General features: G+C 69.3%; 17 protein-coding genes. 7 read left to right on the top strand and 10 right to left on the bottom strand.

Going from position 1 to position 15,819, the window contains the following annotated elements; all coding sequences use genetic code 11:
• The first annotated feature begins 16 nt into the window (after nucleotides 1-16).
• Nucleotides 17-943, top strand: coding sequence for an ABC transporter substrate-binding protein (locus tag ABT304_RS20140; RefSeq protein ID WP_350717856.1), 927 nt, complete (start codon nucleotides 17-19; stop codon nucleotides 941-943).
• Here ABT304_RS20140 and ABT304_RS20135 read toward each other — a convergent pair.
• Nucleotides 936-1,511 carry a TetR/AcrR family transcriptional regulator gene (locus ABT304_RS20135; RefSeq protein WP_350717854.1) on the bottom strand — a complete coding sequence of 192 codons (576 nt, stop codon included), beginning with the start codon at nucleotides 1,509-1,511 and terminating at the stop codon, nucleotides 936-938. The genes ABT304_RS20140 and ABT304_RS20135 overlap by 8 nt on opposite strands.
• 140 nt (nucleotides 1,512-1,651) lie before the next feature.
• Here ABT304_RS20135 and ABT304_RS20130 point away from each other — a divergent pair, with 140 nt between their 5' ends.
• Together ABT304_RS20130 and ABT304_RS20125 are read left to right on the top strand one after the other, a co-directional pair.
• Complete coding sequence (locus ABT304_RS20130; protein ID WP_350717853.1) at nucleotides 1,652-2,224, top strand: hypothetical protein; 573 nt, start codon at nucleotides 1,652-1,654, stop codon at nucleotides 2,222-2,224.
• A gap of 1 nt (nucleotide 2,225) precedes the next feature.
• Complete coding sequence (locus ABT304_RS20125; RefSeq protein ID WP_350717851.1) at nucleotides 2,226-3,680, top strand: dihydrolipoyl dehydrogenase family protein; 1,455 nt, start codon at nucleotides 2,226-2,228, stop codon at nucleotides 3,678-3,680.
• On the opposite strand, the gene poxB is transcribed toward ABT304_RS20125, so the two are convergent.
• The 6 genes from poxB to ABT304_RS20095 form a co-directional block, all read right to left on the bottom strand.
• Nucleotides 3,677-5,401: a ubiquinone-dependent pyruvate dehydrogenase gene (gene poxB / locus ABT304_RS20120; protein ID WP_350717849.1), complete on the bottom strand. Its 1,725-nt coding sequence runs from the start codon at nucleotides 5,399-5,401 to the stop codon at nucleotides 3,677-3,679. The genes ABT304_RS20125 and poxB overlap by 4 nt on opposite strands.
• Nucleotides 5,402-5,497: 96 nt before the next feature.
• A complete protein-coding gene (locus ABT304_RS20115; RefSeq protein ID WP_350717847.1) occupies nucleotides 5,498-7,771 on the bottom strand; it encodes a choice-of-anchor J domain-containing protein in 2,274 nt (757 codons plus the stop codon).
• Nucleotides 7,772-7,981: 210 nt separating this feature from the next.
• Nucleotides 7,982-8,701: a hypothetical protein gene (locus ABT304_RS20110; protein WP_350717846.1), complete on the bottom strand. Its 720-nt coding sequence runs from the start codon at nucleotides 8,699-8,701 to the stop codon at nucleotides 7,982-7,984.
• Complete coding sequence (locus ABT304_RS20105) at nucleotides 8,694-9,038, bottom strand: VOC family protein (RefSeq protein WP_350717844.1); 345 nt, start codon at nucleotides 9,036-9,038, stop codon at nucleotides 8,694-8,696. The genes ABT304_RS20110 and ABT304_RS20105 overlap by 8 nt, the downstream gene beginning before the upstream one ends.
• A gap of 68 nt (nucleotides 9,039-9,106) precedes the next feature.
• The gene (locus tag ABT304_RS20100; RefSeq protein WP_350717843.1) at nucleotides 9,107-9,532 is read right to left on the bottom strand and encodes a hypothetical protein; all 426 of its coding nucleotides are present in this window, start codon (nucleotides 9,530-9,532) and stop codon (nucleotides 9,107-9,109) included.
• Nucleotides 9,529-9,696: a hypothetical protein gene (locus ABT304_RS20095; RefSeq protein ID WP_350717841.1), complete on the bottom strand. Its 168-nt coding sequence runs from the start codon at nucleotides 9,694-9,696 to the stop codon at nucleotides 9,529-9,531. Before ABT304_RS20095 ends, ABT304_RS20100 begins: the two co-directional genes overlap by 4 nt.
• 238 nt (nucleotides 9,697-9,934) lie before the next feature.
• Between ABT304_RS20095 and ABT304_RS20090 the strand changes: the two genes are divergently transcribed.
• Nucleotides 9,935-10,144 (top strand): DUF1918 domain-containing protein, encoded by a 210-nt coding sequence (locus ABT304_RS20090; protein ID WP_350717839.1) that lies wholly within the window; start codon nucleotides 9,935-9,937, stop codon nucleotides 10,142-10,144.
• Here the strand turns inward: ABT304_RS20090 and ABT304_RS20085 are convergent.
• Both ABT304_RS20085 and ABT304_RS20080 read right to left on the bottom strand, forming a co-directional pair.
• Nucleotides 10,141-11,574 carry an MBL fold metallo-hydrolase RNA specificity domain-containing protein gene (locus ABT304_RS20085; RefSeq protein WP_350717837.1) on the bottom strand — a complete coding sequence of 478 codons (1,434 nt, stop codon included), beginning with the start codon at nucleotides 11,572-11,574 and terminating at the stop codon, nucleotides 10,141-10,143. The two genes, ABT304_RS20090 and ABT304_RS20085, sit on opposite strands and share 4 nt — an antisense overlap.
• A 104-nt stretch (nucleotides 11,575-11,678) precedes the next feature.
• Nucleotides 11,679-12,875, bottom strand: a complete 1,197-nt coding sequence (locus ABT304_RS20080) for a DUF8462 domain-containing protein (RefSeq protein WP_350717836.1) — start codon at nucleotides 12,873-12,875, stop codon at nucleotides 11,679-11,681.
• 205 nt (nucleotides 12,876-13,080) lie between these two features.
• On the opposite strand from ABT304_RS20080, the gene ABT304_RS20075 reads away from it, so the two are divergent.
• Complete coding sequence (locus tag ABT304_RS20075) at nucleotides 13,081-13,944, top strand: Fpg/Nei family DNA glycosylase (protein WP_350717834.1); 864 nt, start codon at nucleotides 13,081-13,083, stop codon at nucleotides 13,942-13,944.
• Between the two features lie 9 nt (nucleotides 13,945-13,953).
• A complete protein-coding gene (locus ABT304_RS20070) occupies nucleotides 13,954-14,280 on the top strand; it encodes a rhodanese-like domain-containing protein (protein WP_160025962.1) in 327 nt (108 codons plus the stop codon).
• A gap of 8 nt (nucleotides 14,281-14,288) precedes the next feature.
• On the opposite strand, the gene aat is transcribed toward ABT304_RS20070, so the two are convergent.
• Nucleotides 14,289-15,017: a leucyl/phenylalanyl-tRNA--protein transferase gene (gene aat, locus ABT304_RS20065; protein WP_350717832.1), complete on the bottom strand. Its 729-nt coding sequence runs from the start codon at nucleotides 15,015-15,017 to the stop codon at nucleotides 14,289-14,291.
• 56 nt (nucleotides 15,018-15,073) lie between these two features.
• Between aat and ABT304_RS20060 the strand changes: the two genes are divergently transcribed.
• On the top strand, nucleotides 15,074-15,772 hold the full coding sequence (locus ABT304_RS20060; RefSeq protein ID WP_350717830.1) for an EcsC family protein: 699 nt from the start codon (nucleotides 15,074-15,076) through the stop codon (nucleotides 15,770-15,772).
• Nucleotides 15,773-15,819: the final 47 nt, after the last annotated feature.

Genomic DNA, 15,819 nt, shown 5'->3' with positions numbered 1-15,819 from the left:
CCCGAGAGGTATCTCAATGTCCCGCCGAATCCGCACCACCGCGTATCTGTTCGCGACGCTCGCCGTGGCAGGCACCCTGACCGCCTGCGGCGGTGACCCGCTCGACTCGGGATCGGACTCCGACTCGGGCGGCGGCACGATCGTCGTCGGCTCCGCCAACTTCCCCGAGAGCGAGCTGCTCATGGAGATGTACGCCCAGGCTCTCGAGGCCGAGGGCGTCAAGGTCGAGACCAAGCCCAACATCGGGTCCCGCGAGGTCTACATGGAGGCCTTCAAGAGCGGCGACATCGACCTGCTGCCGGAGTACAACGGCGCCCTGCTGGCGTACCTGAAGCCGGACGGTGTCCCGGAGAACGTCTCGGCGCCCGAGGACGTCTACGAGGCGCTCCAGGAGGTCCTGCCGGAGGGCAGCGAGACCCTGCCGCAGTCGGAGGCCGAGGACAAGGACACCCTCACCGTCTCCAAGGAGACGGCGGAGAAGTACTCCCTGAAGAGCATCGAGGACCTGGCTCCCGTCGCGAAGGACCTCACGCTCGGCGGCGCCCCGGAGTTCAAGGAGCGCCACCAGGGTCTTGTCGGTCTCGAGGAGGTCTACGGGGTCACGTTCAAGGAGTTCAAGCCGCTCGACGCCGGCGGCCCGCTGACCACCGGTGCGCTGGCGAAGGGCGACATCGACGTCGCCAACGTCTTCTCCACCGACTCCTCGATCCCCACCAACGGTTGGGTGGTCCTGGAGGACCCGGAGAACCTCTTCCTCTCCCAGAACGTCGTCCCGCTGATCCGCTCCGAGGCGCTCAGCAGCGACGCCGAGACCGCGCTCAACGCGGTCTCCGAGGCGCTCACCACCGCCAACCTGACCGAGGCTCTCGCCAAGGTCCAGGTCGACAAGGCCGACCCGGCCACCGTCGCCAAGGAGTTCCTCGCCGACAACGGCGTCAGCTGAGCACTGACCCCAGGCCGCTCCGGTAGGTCAGAAGTCCTTCGAGCCCTCGTAGGAACGTCTCGCCGACCGGGGCGGGATCGGTCAGACAGCCGGCCGCCATCGCACCGTCTCGCAACATGACGAAGTGGCGGCCGGCAAACTCCGAATCAGGCTTCCCCGTCGCCGCGAAGAGATCGGTCATCGTGGCCAGGAACCACTCTCGGTGCTTCAGCACCGCCTGATGGACCACGTGTTCCGGGTCCGGGTATTCGGCGGCGGCGTTGAGGAACGCGCAACCACGGAACCCCTCGCCCTGGATGTCCGCGGCGATCGACCGGCCGACGGCACGGATGAGCTCGTCGGGGTCGTCGACCTCCGCCCGGGCGGCATTCACGCGCGCCCGGATCGCCTCGTCGGCCTGCGTCAGGTACGCCACGACCAGCTCGTCCTTGCTCCGGAAGTGCCGATAGAGCGTCGCCCGCGTGACCTGCGCCTCGGCGATCACGCGATCCACCCCGACCGAGTGCAGACCCTCGGCGTAGAAGAGCCGGCTCGCCGTGCTGAGCAGTCGGTCCCGGGCCTCAGACATCCGTCATCCCTCTCGTTCGCGTGGTCTCAACGCTAGCAGACAGAACGATCGGTCTTGCATTTTCCGGACGGCTGCGACAGACTCTCGATCCAGGTAGAACGATCGTTCTGTCTCCCAGCTTGATCCACGAAAGGGATCTGATGTCCACCTCCGTCGAGACCGGTCGATCCGGCACACTGACCGCCCCGCCCCGCGCACTGCCGAGGCTCTACTTCTTCCGCTTCGGGTTCGCGATCGTCTGGGCCGGGCTGGTCGCACTCACCGCGACCACGCTCAACGCGGCGAGCATCGCGCTGCTGGTCGTCTACCCGCTGTTCGACGTGGCGGCCGCCGTTGTCGACCACCGCACCTCGGGCGCCAGGGGCCCGCGCGTACTGCTGTACGTCAACATGGCACTCAGCCTGCTCACCGCTGTCGGCGTCGCTGTCGCGGCCACCTCCGGGATCCCGGACATCCTGCGGGTGTGGGGCGCCTGGGCGATCACCGCCGGCCTGGTCCAGCTGTTCGTCGCGGTACGCCGCTACCGACTCGGTGGTCAGTGGGCGATGATCCTCAGCGGCGGGATCTCGACCTTCGCCGGAACCGGATTCATCCTGATGGCCACCGGCCCGAAGGCGTCACTCACCGGCCTCGCGGGCTACGCGACCCTGGGCGGCATCTTCTTCCTGATTTCTGCCCTCCGACTGCGCCAGCGCGCGGGTAAGGTCAACTGACATGACGAGCACCAGCCAAGATCTGACCGTCGATGTCATCGTCATCGGCGCCGGCCCGACCGGCGAGAACGTCGCAGACCGAGTCGTGCAGGGCGGCCTGACCGCAGCGATCGTCGAGCGCGAGCTCGTCGGCGGCGAGTGCTCCTACTGGGCATGCATGCCGACGAAGGCCCTGCTTCGGGACGCAGCGGCGCTGCGCGCCGCCCGCGCGCTTCCCGCCGCAGGTCAGGCGGTCACGGGCACGCTGGATGCCTCCGCCGTCTTCGCTCGACGTGACGGGTTCACCTCCAACTGGAAGGACACCGGTCAGGTCGAGTGGCTGACCGGGGCCGGGATCACCCTGGTCCGCGGGCACGGGCGCATCACCGGCACCCGCTCGGTCACCGTCACCGCCGACGACGGCACGACCACCAACCTTCAGGCACGCCACGCCGTGGTCGTCTCCACCGGCAGCTCCTCCCTCATCCCGCCGATCCCGGGACTCGAGGAAGTCGGTCCCTGGACCAACCGCGAGGCCGCCGGCGCCCAGTCCGTTCCCGATCGCCTGGCGATCATCGGCGGCGGGGTGGTCGGCGCCGAGATGGCGACCGCCTTCAGCGCCCTCGGGTCGCAGGTGACGCTGATCTCCCGCACCCGGCTCCTGCCGGGGGTCGAGAAGTTCGCCGGCGAGCAGGTCGCCGAGGCGCTCCGGGCGTACGGGGTCACGCTTCATCTGGACGCCGGTGCGTCCGAGGCGCGGCGTGATGATGGCGGCGAGGTGCGGGTGACTCTCTCCGACGGCACCGAGGTGACCGCGGACGAGGTGCTGGTGGCCACCGGTCGGGTGCCCAACACGAAGGACCTCGGTCTGGAGCACGTCGGCCTCGAGCCCGGCAGCTGGCTGAAGGTCGACGACGCCCTGGCCGTGGTCGACGACAACGGGCAGCTCGAGGAAGGCTGGCTCTACGCCGCGGGCGACGTCAACCATCGGGCGCTGCTGACCCACCACGGGAAGTACCAGGCTCGCGGGCTGGGCGATCTGATCGCGGCACGTGCTCGTGGCGAGAAGCCCGACCTGAGCGCCTGGGGGCGCCACGCCGCGACCGCCGACGAGCGAGCCACCACCCAGGTGATCTTCACCGACCCCGAGGTCGTCGCGGTCGGACACTCCGCCGAATCGGCCGAGGCCGCCGGCATCGAGGTCGGCGTCGTCGACTACGACCTCGGCTCGATCGCCGGAGCGTCGCTGCACGCCGACGGCTACCGCGGCCAGGCGCGGATGGTCATCGACGAGCAGCGCAAGGTCCTGGTCGGCTTCACCGCGGTCGGGCCCGACACCGCCGAGATGCTGCACGCCGCGACCATCGCGATCGTCGGCGAGGTCCCTCTCGACCGGCTCTGGCATGCGGTCCCGGCCTACCCGACGATGAGCGAGATCTGGCTGCGTCTGCTCGAGACGGCGGGACGCGACCGCTAGAACAGCTGGCGCAGGTTGGCCTTGCTGAGGTCGATCAGCTCGTCACCCCGACCCGACATCACGGACCGCAGGGCGTAGAGGGTGAAGCCCTTGAGCTGCTCGGCGGTGATGTTGGGCGGGATGGAGAGCTCCTGACGCTCGGTGACGACGTCGAGGAGGGCGGGGCCGTCGTGGCCGAGGACATCGGCTACGGCGTCCGGGAGATCGGCCGAGTGCTCGACGCGGCGGGCGTAGATGCCCATCGCGGTGGCGACGTCGGCGAAGTTCGGGTTCACCAGGTCGGTGCCGTATGTGACGAAGCCGGCTGCCTTCATCTCCAGCTCGACGAAGTTCAGCGAGGAGTTGTTGAAGACGACGAGCTTGACCGGGAGCCGGTTCTGGATGAGGGTGACCAGCTCGCCGAGCAGCATGGTGAGCCCGCCGTCACCGGCGAGCGCGACGATCTGCCGCTCCGGATGGGCGACCTGGGCGCCGACCGCCTGCGACAGCGCGTTGGCCATCGAACCGTGGGCGAAGGAGCCGATCAGCCGCCGGCGACCGTTCATGGTCAGGTACCGCGCCGCCCACACGACCGGCGATCCGACGTCGGGGATGAAGACCGCGTCGTCGGAGGCGGTCTGGTCGACCAGCCGAGCGAGGTACTGCGGGTGGATCGGCGCCTTCGACCGGGACGGGGTGGCGAGCTCGTCGAGCCTGGTCCGGGTGCGGCGGTAGTGGTCCAGGGAGTCGTCCAGGTGGCGCCGGTCATCGCTCCGGTCGAGCAGCGGCAACAAGGCCGAGGCGGTGTCCTTGACCGTTCCGACCAGCCCGACGTCGATCGGGTGGCGACGACCGAGCTGCTCGCCGCGTACGTCGACCTGGATGGTCTTGGCATGCTTCGGGAAGAACTGCCGGTAGGGGAAGTCGGTGCCGAGCATCAGCAGCGTGTCGGCCCGGTCCATCGCGCGATAGCCGGAGGCGAAACCGAGCAGGCCGGTCATCCCCACGTCGTAGGGGTTGTCGTACTCGAGGAACTCCTTGCCGCGGAGCGCGTGCACCACGGGGGCGCCGAGCGTCTCGGCCAGAGCCACCACCTCGTCGTGCGCACCAGCGCAGCCGGCACCGGCGAGGATGGTCACTCTCTCGCCGGCGTTGAGCAGGTCTGCCGCCCGCCTGATGGCGTCCTCGTCGGGGATGACCCGCGAGCGCGTCGGGCGGATCTCCACGGCCCGCTCGACCACGGACTCGGCCAGCGCGACGTCGCCGGGGATCACCAGCACCGCCACGCCCTGCCTCTCGACCGCCGTACGCATCGCGATCTCGAGCACGTGCGGCATCTGGCTCGGCTGGGCGACGTACTCGGTGTAGACCGAGCACTCCCGGAACAGCTCCTGCGGGTGCGTCTCCTGGAAGTAGCCGGTGCCGATCTCGGCGGTCGGGATGTGAGCGGCGATCGCGAGCACCGGAACCCGTGAGCGGTTGGCGTCGAAGAGGCCGTTGATCAGGTGGAGGTTGCCCGGCCCGCAGCTCCCCGCGACCACTGCGAGCTCACCCGTGGTGGCCGCGTCGGCGGCGGCCGCGAACGCAGCAGCCTCCTCGTGACGTACGTGGATCCAGCTGATGTCTCCGTTCTTGCGGAGCGCGTCGGTGAACCCGTTGAGGGAGTCACCCGGGATCCCGTAGACGCGGCGGACACCGCTGGCGGACAGGGTGGACACGATCTGTTCGGCGATGGTCGACATGCAGTCTCCTTCTCGACGCGTACGTCGTCCACCGTAGAACAGCGGCGGGCTGCGGCCGTCCATCGACGACCGCAGCCCGCTCGTTGGGTGCCGGGATCAGCCGCCCGGTTGGGTGACCCCGTCGACCGTCAGGGTGTAGCGCGCCGGGTCGGACACGCTCTCCGTCGGATCGTCGAACATCACGACCGCCGCCACGGTCTCGGCGGTGTCACCGATCGCGGCGTCGAGCGCAGCACCACTGAGGGTGCCGTCGAACGACTCGTCCAGCGCGAGCGTGTGCACCCACGCGGGCGAGCCCGCCGGGCCGTACGCCACCAGCTGGACCGTCCAGCCCTCGACCGGTGTCGGGTTGACCTGCGACATCGACTGCCAGCCGTCCAGGGTGTCGCTGGGCAGCGCGGTGCCGCCGACGGCGATGTCACGCACCCAGAAACCGGACTCGTCGACCCCGGAGTCGGTGATGTAGCGGAACGCCACCAGCACGTTCTGCCCGCCGTACGCCGACAGGTCCGCACTCTGCGGCCGCCAGCCTCCGGAGTCGCCGGAGAAGCCGGGCAGGTTGTCGACCACGGTCGGGATGGCACCCGGGTCGTGCTCGCTGGTCGTGTCGGCGGTGGCCAGGCTCTGCCAGGTCTCACCACCGTCGGTGGAGACCTGCACGTAGCCGAAGTCCCAGCCGACCTCGGCGTCCCAGAGGGCGTCGAAGGTCAACGACGCTCCGCCGGCGGGCACGTCGACCGCTCGCACGACCGACCGGTCGAGGTTCGGCCCACAGCCGGCGTAGAGCGCTGCGGCTCCGGTGCCGTCGGGAGGCGGCGAACCACAGCTGCTGTCGGCCGCCGTGGCGTCCGGCGGGGTCGCGTCCACCGTCCACTCGACCGGCTTGGGCTCCAACGCCGACGCCCCGTCGAAGCCGATCGAATCGATCTCGCCCGCGGAGAGGTAGGCCCCGGCGCCGTCGCGCAGGCGTACGTAGTCCGAGCCGTTCGGCGGTGCGCCGCTCTCGTTCCACGACTCCGGGTTGTCCCAGTTGACCTTCGCGGAGAGCGAGTCGGCCTGGAACGTCGCCGCGTCACCGCCGTTCAGGTTGCCGCCGTTGGCGTCCAGTGCCGCGTCGAGAGCCACCATGGCGGCCCAGTCGTGGATCGTCTGCTGGGCGGAGATCCCGGCATCGAACTGGTCCAGCACCACCTGGAGCCCCTCGAGTCCGCCGGCATCCTCGCGGTGCAGGGCACTGAGGAAGTCCGGGCCGTAGTGGCTGGCCAGATACTCCATGAAGGAGTAGACCGCGCCGTAGTCGCACAGCGTCTCCGGCCCACCCTGGTCGCCCCAGCCGGTCAGCGAGTTCTCCGAACCACCGAACGCCGGATCGAGATAGCCCATGAAGCACGCCAGGTGCGAGTCCGCGCCGGGATCGTCAGGTGGGGTGCTCGGGTCTACGTAGCCGACCAGGGTCTGGGCGTAGTCGGAGAGGCCCTCGTTGACCCAGGAGACCTCGTCGGTGTCCTCGTAGTACTCCAGCAGGTGCTGGTACTCGTGCGCGAAGGTGCCCTCGTACAGCAGCGGCCGAGGTGCTCCGACCAGCCGCCCGGGAGCGCTGTTCAGCTCCTCGTTGCAGGCGACGTACGCCGGATCGGTGCTGTCGTCGGGCGGGTTGGTGCCGGTGCGGTGCAGCCAGTCGAAGACATCGATGCTCATCACGTTGCGGTCGAAGTACTCGTTGAAGACCGAGTAGAAGAAGCCTGCGATGTAGGTCTGCCCGTCCGGAGTGGCGGGCTCGTAGAAGTTGGCGTCCCGGACGTTGTCGACCAGGACCACGATGTTGTCGCCGTCGCCCTTGTACTCCGAGGACGGCAGGTTGGGGATCAGCCCCGGCAGGGTGGCCTGCTTGCCGTCCCGGTCGGGCGGGACCGAGAACTCCTCCGACTCGATCGGGTAGATGGTGTTGTCGAACTCCGAGATGAAGTTCGAGACCTGGGCGTCGGTGACCTCGGTCAGGCCGAGGGCGTTGCGGCAGTCACCGTCCGGGAACGCCCGGTCCTCGGCGACCCACACCTCGATGTTGTCGCCGACGCCTCGCAGTGTGTAGTCCTTGAGGTAGATGCTTCCCTGGGCGTCGTCGAGCCCCAACCAGGTGCGGCTCTGGCCGACCTTCGCGGGTCCCTTCGGTGCCTGCTTGCCGGCCAGATCGCCCCGGTGCCGCTCGACCCCGAGACGCTTGCCGTTGTTGTAGTCGGACCCGGTCTCCTTGAGCTCCTTGGCGGCCCGGCCACGATCGTCGTCCGACGGCGGCGCGCTGCCGGCGGGTGCGCCGGGCAACGTCAGACCGAGGACGAGCGCTCCTGCGGCTCCGATGGTGAGGAGCCCCATTCTCTTCCCGTACAGCCTCTTCCAACCCCGCATGCGTGGTTCTCCCTCCACTCGCTTCATGCTGCGCCCGAGCTCGCTGCGGGAGTACGGCCCGATGTGATGTGCGTCACGAGCCATGCCTGAGTCAAGCACCGGCCGTACGCGAAGGGAAGACCGACTTTCGGCATGTTTGGTTGGAGTGGGTCCAGATCGGGAACGGGCCCGTCGCCCTCACCTGGGCGGCACAGGCGCCCGGCGTCCCACCCGACTCGCCGAGACCAGCCCACCGATCAGGAGGGCGAGCGCCACCAGCAGGAGTACGCCACCGCTCACGAGCAGCACACCGATCGTCGTGCCGAGTGCCGGCAGGGTCGCGCCGACGGCCGCCTCAGCGGTCACCGGCGCATGTCCATCGGCATTCATCACCACGAGGGTCCAGTCGCCCGACTCGACCTCCCAGGTCAGCGACCGAGTCCCGGTTCCGGACGTCGAGGCGGTCCAGAAGCCGGCGTCCGCGGGAAGCGTCGCGGGGGCACCGCCGTCGACGACGTCGTACGTCGGGTGGCGGCCCTCGAAGCCGTCGATCGTCGAATGTCCGACGCCGGCGAGGAAGGCATCGACCTCCGCTGAGGGAGCAAGGCCGATGAAGAGCGGTCCCTCCTCGGCCGAGGTGACGGCCAGCTTGGTCTTGCCGATCAGTCGGCCGGGCATGTCCACTCCGGCGTCCGTCTCGATGGTGATCGTCTCCGAGGTGATCGCGTGGCCAGGGGCGGAGATCGTCGTCTCGTCGGTCATCAGGTAACCGTCATCGTCTCGCTGGGCCGAGCCCACGGCCAGGGCTCCGCCCCCGGCGATGAGACCGAGCGAGATCAGCAGAAGGACGCTGCCCACCACGACGGCGATGATTCGGCCGGCAGTCCACCGAGGTCGGTCCGGGAGAACGTCACTCATCGAACAGGCCGATCATGTTGCCGCCGGGATCGCGGACCATGGCGAACTTCCCGACGCCCGGGATCTCCATGGGCGGGACCACGGTCTCCCCGCCCAGCTCCCCGACGCGACGGAGGCTGTCCTCGAGGTCGTCGGTCGAGACGTACACCGTGACGTAGGCGGGCATCTCGTCACGGGTCTGCATCAGGCCGCCACCGATCCCACCCTCCTCGGTCGTCACGAGCCAGTAGTCGGGCCCGGACGGCTGGATCTTCCAGCCGAACAGGTCTCGGTAGAACGCGACGAGTCCCTCCCCGTTCGCGCCGGCGATCTCGAAATGCACCACAGGATGTGCCATGACTGTCTCCTTCCGTCTCGGTCGAGCATCCGCCGAGACGGCGGGGCGGCCCCAGGGACGAAGTGCCGCTATGGCCGGTCCTTGGTCCCCGACCGCCGGGCGCTCGACCACCCCAGGGCCACCAGGGAGACCGCGACGATCCCCATGACCCCTTGGAGGGGATCGAGGCCGACGAAGGGCACCTGGACCGCCAGCTCCACGCCGAGCAGCACACCGGATCCGACCGCTGCCGGACCCATCCATGGCGACCGCCGCCACGCCAGGACCGCGGTGCCCACGCACGGGACCGCGACGCTTCCGGCAAGCCACAGACCGGGTAGTACCCACGATTCCAGCCCCAGCGGTCTCAGGTCGCTGACCGGCGGGGTGAAGGTGCCGGTGACCAGCTGGATCGACCCGGCCACCGCGGCCGCACCGGTCAACGCGGAGATCGCACCGAGGGTACGTCGCCACGCGGGCTCCGAGAGGCCCACAGCGGCGCCCGGAGCGCTCACCGTTCTCGCCTCGACGACACCGTTCCTGCGTGCGCCCCGGCGAGGTCCAGCGCGATTGCGAGGATCAAGGTGCCGGTCCAGACGTTGACCGGGTCCAGCAGAAGGGGCTCATCGGCCCCCACGTTGTTCGCGATGAGCCAGATGATGAACCAGACGATCGTCATCGGCGATCCCACCCTTCCCAGTACGTTCTCGACTGCACGTGCTCGCGACGCTAGGTGCTCCTCGTCGCTCCGAGGAGGGTCGAACTTCCCGCACACCGGGACGGTGGTCCTCGACCGGCCCGGAGTCGCCCGTCAGGTCAGCCGCCGGGCCCGAGGACTCAGGCACGAGGGCCTTTGGACCGCTGCCCCCGGCCTCGCCGACACCTAGCGTCGACGACGTAGATGAACGGAGAAGAACATGTTGTACGCAGCAGTCGGTGACCGACTGGTGATCCGTGGCCACCAGGTCGGCGAGCCGATACGCGACGCCGAGATCCTCGAGGTCCGGCACGAGGACGGGAGCCCGCCCTACCTCGTACGCTGGTCCGACAACGGCCACGAGGCCCTGGTGTTTCCGGGCTCGGACGCCTTCGTGGAGCACTTCGAGCACGAGGCCTCAGACACCTAGCTCAGGAGCACCCGTTCACCCAGCCGGGGCACCACGGCCACGATGCCGAGCTCGTCCTGGATCCGGTCCGCGAGGGCACGCGATGCGTTCGCCTCGCCGTGCACGACGTAGACGGTCTGCGGGAGCTCGGGCGCTGAGGCGACCCACGCGACCAGCTCGTCGGCGTCGGCGTGCACGCTGAAGTCCGAGATCGCGACCACCTCCGCCCGGACCGGGACGTACCGACCGTGCATCTTCACCGCCCGGGCGCCTTCCAGCAGCTGCCGTCCGCGGGTGCCCTGGGCCTGGTAGCCGGTGAGCACGATGCTGTTGCGTGGATCGGGGAGCTGGCGAAGCAGGTGATGGACGATCCGACCGCCGGTGGCCATCCCCGAGGCCGAGATGATGATGCACGGCTCCTTGGGGCGGTTGAGCCGCTCGGATCCGGCGGCGTCCCGCACCCGGTGGACATCCAGCTGGTCGAGATCGCTCAACGGCGCCGACCGCCTGACCTTGAGCTCGTCGCTGTGGACCGCTGCGGCCGCCCGGTAGACGTCGAGCGCGTCCAGCGCCATCGGGCTGTCGACGAAGATCGGGACCTTGGGGATCTCGCCGGCGCGACGCAGCCGGAGCAGCTCCAGGAGGACCAGCTCGGTCCGGTCCACGGCGAAGGCGGGCACGAGGACGACACCGCCGCGGTCGATCGTGCGACGTACGGCGCTCGCGAACAGGTCGGGGTCGGGCGCAGGATGCCTGCGGTCGCCATAGGTCGACTCGAGCACCAGCGTGGAGGCTGCCGGCGGGGGAACGGAGGCTCGCAGGATGGGATGGTCCGGCCGGCCCAGATCTCCGCTGAAGACGACTCGGGCACCACCGACATCGACCGCGGCCACCGCCGAGCCGAGGATGTGTCCGGCGCGACGCAGCGTCACGGCCATCTCGCCGACCGACCGCTGCTCACCGAACCCGATCGGATGCAGCCGTTCGAGCGTGCGCTCGACGTCTGTCGAGGTGTAGAGCGGGAGCGCGGGGTCGTGCTTCGACCAGCCACCCTCGTTGGCATACCGCGCGTCCTCCTCCTGAAGATGCGCGCTGTCGCGCAGCACGATCGCGGCCAGCGCTGCGGTCCCCGGCGTACACAGCGCCTCTCCGGCGAAGCCGTCCCGCACCAGCCGCGGTAGATAGCCCGTGTGGTCGAGGTGCGCGTGGGTCAGCACGACGGCGTCCAGGTCCACGGGCCGCACCGGGAACGGCGCCCAGTTGAGCCGTCGCAGGTCACGTACGCCCTGGTAGAGACCGGCGTCCACGAGCAACCGATCGGCTCCGCCCGTCACCAGGAACCGGCTTCCTGTCACCGTGCCGGACGCCCCGAGGAACATCAGGGCCGGATGCTTCGAGCGGGAGGCGCCGGCGTCGATCTCGTCGACGACAGAGGTCTGGGAAATGGCCATCGGGCTTCCCTTCGCAGGTGATGGTGTCACCACGCTGCTGCATCCCTCAGGGCGCGGGGAGGGTCATCCGGCCTTCGCGAACGTGACCGATGACCCGATCAGCCTCATCCCTGCTGGCGCAGGTAGCGGCCGAAGTGGGGAACGGTGAACGCGATCCGGCCGCGTTCGCCGGAGTAGATCAGCCCCTTCTTCATCAGCGCGTCACGCGCCGGGGAGAGCGACTGCGGCTTCTTGTTGAGGAAGGCGGCGACGTCAGCGGTGGCGACGGTGCCGATGTCGTCGGCACCGAGCTCGACGGCGGCGTCGGCCATCGCCCGCAGGTAGTCCCGCTCCGCGGGGGTGGCGCGCTCGTAGCGCGAGCCGAAGAAGCCGACCGCCAGCTCGCGCTCGGCCTCGGGGGCGGCGACCTTCACGTCCTCGACGGTGATCGGGGAGCGCGGTGCCTGGTCCCACACGGTCTTGCCGTAGGCCTGGATGAAGTAGGGGTAGCCGCCGGTGGCGGCGTACATCTCCGCGAGGGCTTCGGGCTCGAACTCAGCCTCCTCCTCGCCAGCGGGAGCGGCGAGGGCACGGTCGGCGGCCTCCCGCTCGAGGCGGTCGATGCGCTGGTAGGAGAAGAGGCGCTCGGAGTAGGACTTGCTGGCCGAGAGCACGGCCGGCAGGTGCGGCAGGCCGGCGCCGACGACGATCACCGGCAGCCCCGACTGGCTGATCTCGTGGCAGGCAGCGCACATCGCCGAGACGTCGTCGGGGCCGAGGTCCTGCATCTCGTCGATGAAGACGCCGACGCCCTTGCCGACATCGGCGGCGAGCCCGCCGACGTCGGTGAGCAGCTCGACCAGGTCGATCTCTATGTCACCGGAGTCGGCCCTGCCCCGCACCGCCGCGACCTCGATGCCCGGCGACCACTGCTCGCGCAGCTTGGCGTTGGGACCGGCCTCCCGCTGGGCGAAGGAGCGGATCACGCCGAGCACGTGGTCGACGTCGTCGGAGCTCGGATGACCCAGCTCGCGCACCGCCTGGTGCAGGGCGCTCGACAGCGGCCGGCGCAGCGACTGATCGGGGCGAGCCTCCATCTTCCCGGTGCCCCAGCCCTTGCGGACCGCGGCGGACCGCAACGTGTTGAGCAGGACCGTCTTGCCGACGCCGCGGAGCCCGGTGAGCACCAGCGACCGTTCCGGGCGACCGCGCGCCACCCGCTCCAGCACCACGTCGAACTGCCCGAGCTGCTCGTTACGACCAGCGAGCTCAGGGGGCCGCTGACCGGCGCCAGGAGCGTACGGATTGCGGATGGGGTCCATGATCAGACGATATCCACATCTCTAGGACGCGTCTTAGATTTGGCTAGCGAGCCACATCTTTCATGAGCGTAGGTCTCTATTCGCCTTTCTAGGATGAACCCTAGAAAGGCGCAGACTCTCACATCGATCGCTAGCATCGAACGCGTGTTCGATCGTAGCGGGATTTCCTCCCCTCGCGCAAGCCTGACGATCTAGACTCGCGGACATGCCGGAACTCCCCGAGGTGGAAGCGCTCGCCGAGGACCTGCGCGGGCGCCTCGACGGCCGCGCGATCACGAAGGTGCACGTCGCGCAGTTCAGCGCACTGAAGACGTACGATCCCCCGCTGACCGCGGTCGAGGGCACGCTCGTCGACAACGTGACCCGCCACGGCAAGTTCATCGACATCGAGGCGAGCGGCGTCCATCTCGTGCTCCACCTGGCCCGCGGCGGTTGGATCAGGTGGCGTGACGAGATCCCGGCGACACCGCCCCGGCCGGGGTCGAAGTCCGGGCTGGCGATCCGGGTCGTGCTCGACGACGACACCGGGCTGGACATCACCGAGGGCGGCACCAAGAAGCGCCTGGCGCTCTACGTCGTCCACGATCCGCAGGACGTCCCGGGCGTCGCCTCGCTGGGCCCCGACCCGCTGGCCGACGACTTCACGCTGGCCCGTTTCCGCGAGATCCTCGCAGGTCAGGGCCGCAAGCAGATCAAGGGCGTGCTGCGGATGCAGTCGATCATCGCGGGCATCGGCAACGCCTACTCCGACGAGATCCTGTGGGCGGCGAAGATGTCGCCGTTCAAGCCCGCCGAGATGACCGAGGAGGAGTCCGAGAGCCTCTACAACGCGCTGCGGACGACCCTGCAGGAGGCCGTCGAGCGCGACTCCGGCCTGGCGATGAGCGAGCTGAAGGGCGAGAAGAAGTCCAACCTCGCGGTGCACGGCAAGGCCGGCAAGAAGTGTCCGGTCTGCGGAGACACGGTCCTCGAGGTCAGTTTCGCCGACTCGAGCCTGCAGTACTGCCCCACCTGTCAGACCGGCGGGAAGCCGCTCGCCGATCGCCGGATGTCCCGGCTTCTCAAGTAGGCTTGACGGGTGACCATCCCCACCGTCGAGATCGCTGGCGTGCCCGATCCCCTGCCCGTGGCCGTCCTGGACGTCCGTGAGCACGACGAGTGGGCCGCGGGCCACATCGAGGGCGCGACCCACATCCCGCTCCAGGAGCTCCCAGCGCGCCTCGGTGAGCTTCCCGAGGGCCAGACCCTGGTGGTCTGCAAGGTCGGCGGACGCAGCGCCCAGGCGGTCAACTACCTCGCCCAGCAGGGCTTCGAGGTCGTCAACCTCGCCGGCGGGATGCTCGACTGGGCCGCCGCCGGGCGACCGATGGTCAGCGAGACCGGCGCCGAGGCGTACGTCCTCTAGGACTACCGCTAGGACTCGGCCGGAGGGCCGCCGAACGCCTCCGGGAGCGGCAGCCTGAGCGCCTTCTCCAGGCGGTCGAGGTAGTCGTTGCGACCCACCTCGACGACGCCGAGCGAGGCCAGATGGTCGGTGCGCCACTGCACGTCCAGGATCCGCTGGTCGATCGACCCCGCCTCGCGCAGCGCCGAGACGAGCCCGACCAGGGCGACCTTGGACGCGTCTCGGACACGGTGGAACATCGACTCCCCAGCGAAGAGACCGCCGATCGCGACCCCGTAGAGCCCGCCGACCAGGCGATCGTCCTGCCACGCCTCGACCGAGTGCGCCCAGCCCAGCTCGTGCAGGTCGCCGTAGGCCCGGCGGATCCGCTTGTCGATCCAGCCATGGGGCCGGCGCGGGTCGGCGCACGAGGCCACCACCTGGTCGAAGCTGGTGTCGATCCTGATCTCGAAGTCCCGCACGGACCTGCGCAGGGACCGCGAGACGACGAGCCCGTCCAGCGGAAGTACGCCGCGCCTGACCGGCGAGAACCACATCATCGGATCACGCGGGGACTCCCCGGGCATCGGGAAGATCCCGTGCCGGTATGCGGCCAGGAGTGTCCCGGGCGCAACGTCCGCACCCATCCCCACCAGATCGTCCAGATCGGCCCCGCCATGGCCCGCGCCTGGGTCCCGGAGGTCGGCGAAGGCCCACGGCGAGGGCTCGGGTTCGATCGGTCCCCGAAGATTCGCCACGACGAAACGTTATCGCCCCGCGCGGCGCCAACCACCACACACTTAAGATTTGCCTCATGATCGGTCCCAAGGCAGTGCTCAGCAGTGCGGCTGGCCGGCTCGCACCCAAGGTCATCCAGTCCGCTCCCGGCGTGACCACCACCGTGGTCCGGCAGGCGCTGCACCACGCGATCGTCGGTGTCGGCCCGCTCCCGGCAGCGGCCGCGGCCGCCGAGAAGCACCTCAAGGACCACGACAACGACGTCGAGCTCGCGGTCAAGCACGTCATCGACAACCACGTGCGGCTGGCCGGTGTCGGTGGCTTCGCGACCAACATCGGCGGTCTGGTCACCCAGGCGATCACGCTCCCGGCCAACATCACCGGGATGGCCATCATCCAGTGCCGCATGGTGGCCGCGATCGCGCATCTCCGTGGTTACGACCTGACCGATCCTCGCGTGCGCAACGCCATCCTGCTGACCCTCCTGAGCGAGGAGAAGGTCGGCAAGTGGATCCACGAGAAGAGGATCCCCGCTCCGCCGATGGCCATCGCGACCGCTCCGACCTACGACCGCGCGATCGATTCCATCGTCGCCTCGGAGGTGGCCCAGGAGCTGCTCAGCCGGGTCACCGGCAGGGGCATGATCTCCATGGCCGCCAAGCGGATCCCGCTGGTCGGCGGTGTCGTCGGTGGCGGGGCTGACGGGTGGATGACCTACCAGATCGGTCGCTACGCCTCCCGCGAGCTGCTGCCGCGTCACCCCGACGCCGGCTGAGCTCGGCTCACAGGAACTTCACAGGTCCGTCCAACGTTCCTCTGAGC

The sequence above is a fragment of the Nocardioides sp. NPDC000445 genome (assembly GCF_040300245.1).
Classification (GTDB): domain Bacteria; phylum Actinomycetota; class Actinomycetes; order Propionibacteriales; family Nocardioidaceae; genus Nocardioides.
Note: the sequence above shows the minus strand (reverse complement) of the source record. Positions and strands in the feature narration are given on the sequence as shown.

Coding starts and splice junctions, on each gene's coding strand:
- poxB (WP_350717849.1), bottom strand. CDS start 5,401: ATGTCGACCATCGCCGAACAGATCGTGTCCACCCTGTCCGCCAGCGGT.
- ABT304_RS20080 (WP_350717836.1), bottom strand. CDS start 12,875: ATGGACCCCATCCGCAATCCGTACGCTCCTGGCGCCGGTCAGCGGCCC.
- ABT304_RS20060 (WP_350717830.1), top strand. CDS start 15,074: ATGATCGGTCCCAAGGCAGTGCTCAGCAGTGCGGCTGGCCGGCTCGCA.
- ABT304_RS20095 (WP_350717841.1), bottom strand. CDS start 9,696: ATGACGATCGTCTGGTTCATCATCTGGCTCATCGCGAACAACGTGGGG.
- ABT304_RS20085 (WP_350717837.1), bottom strand. CDS start 11,574: ATGGCCATTTCCCAGACCTCTGTCGTCGACGAGATCGACGCCGGCGCC.
- ABT304_RS20075 (WP_350717834.1), top strand. CDS start 13,081: ATGCCGGAACTCCCCGAGGTGGAAGCGCTCGCCGAGGACCTGCGCGGG.
- ABT304_RS20105 (WP_350717844.1), bottom strand. CDS start 9,038: ATGGCACATCCTGTGGTGCATTTCGAGATCGCCGGCGCGAACGGGGAG.
- ABT304_RS20115 (WP_350717847.1), bottom strand. CDS start 7,771: ATGGGGCTCCTCACCATCGGAGCCGCAGGAGCGCTCGTCCTCGGTCTG.
- ABT304_RS20090 (WP_350717839.1), top strand. CDS start 9,935: ATGTTGTACGCAGCAGTCGGTGACCGACTGGTGATCCGTGGCCACCAG.
- ABT304_RS20140 (WP_350717856.1), top strand. CDS start 17: ATGTCCCGCCGAATCCGCACCACCGCGTATCTGTTCGCGACGCTCGCC.
- ABT304_RS20135 (WP_350717854.1), bottom strand. CDS start 1,511: ATGTCTGAGGCCCGGGACCGACTGCTCAGCACGGCGAGCCGGCTCTTC.
- ABT304_RS20130 (WP_350717853.1), top strand. CDS start 1,652: ATGTCCACCTCCGTCGAGACCGGTCGATCCGGCACACTGACCGCCCCG.
- ABT304_RS20125 (WP_350717851.1), top strand. CDS start 2,226: ATGACGAGCACCAGCCAAGATCTGACCGTCGATGTCATCGTCATCGGC.
- ABT304_RS20110 (WP_350717846.1), bottom strand. CDS start 8,701: ATGAGTGACGTTCTCCCGGACCGACCTCGGTGGACTGCCGGCCGAATC.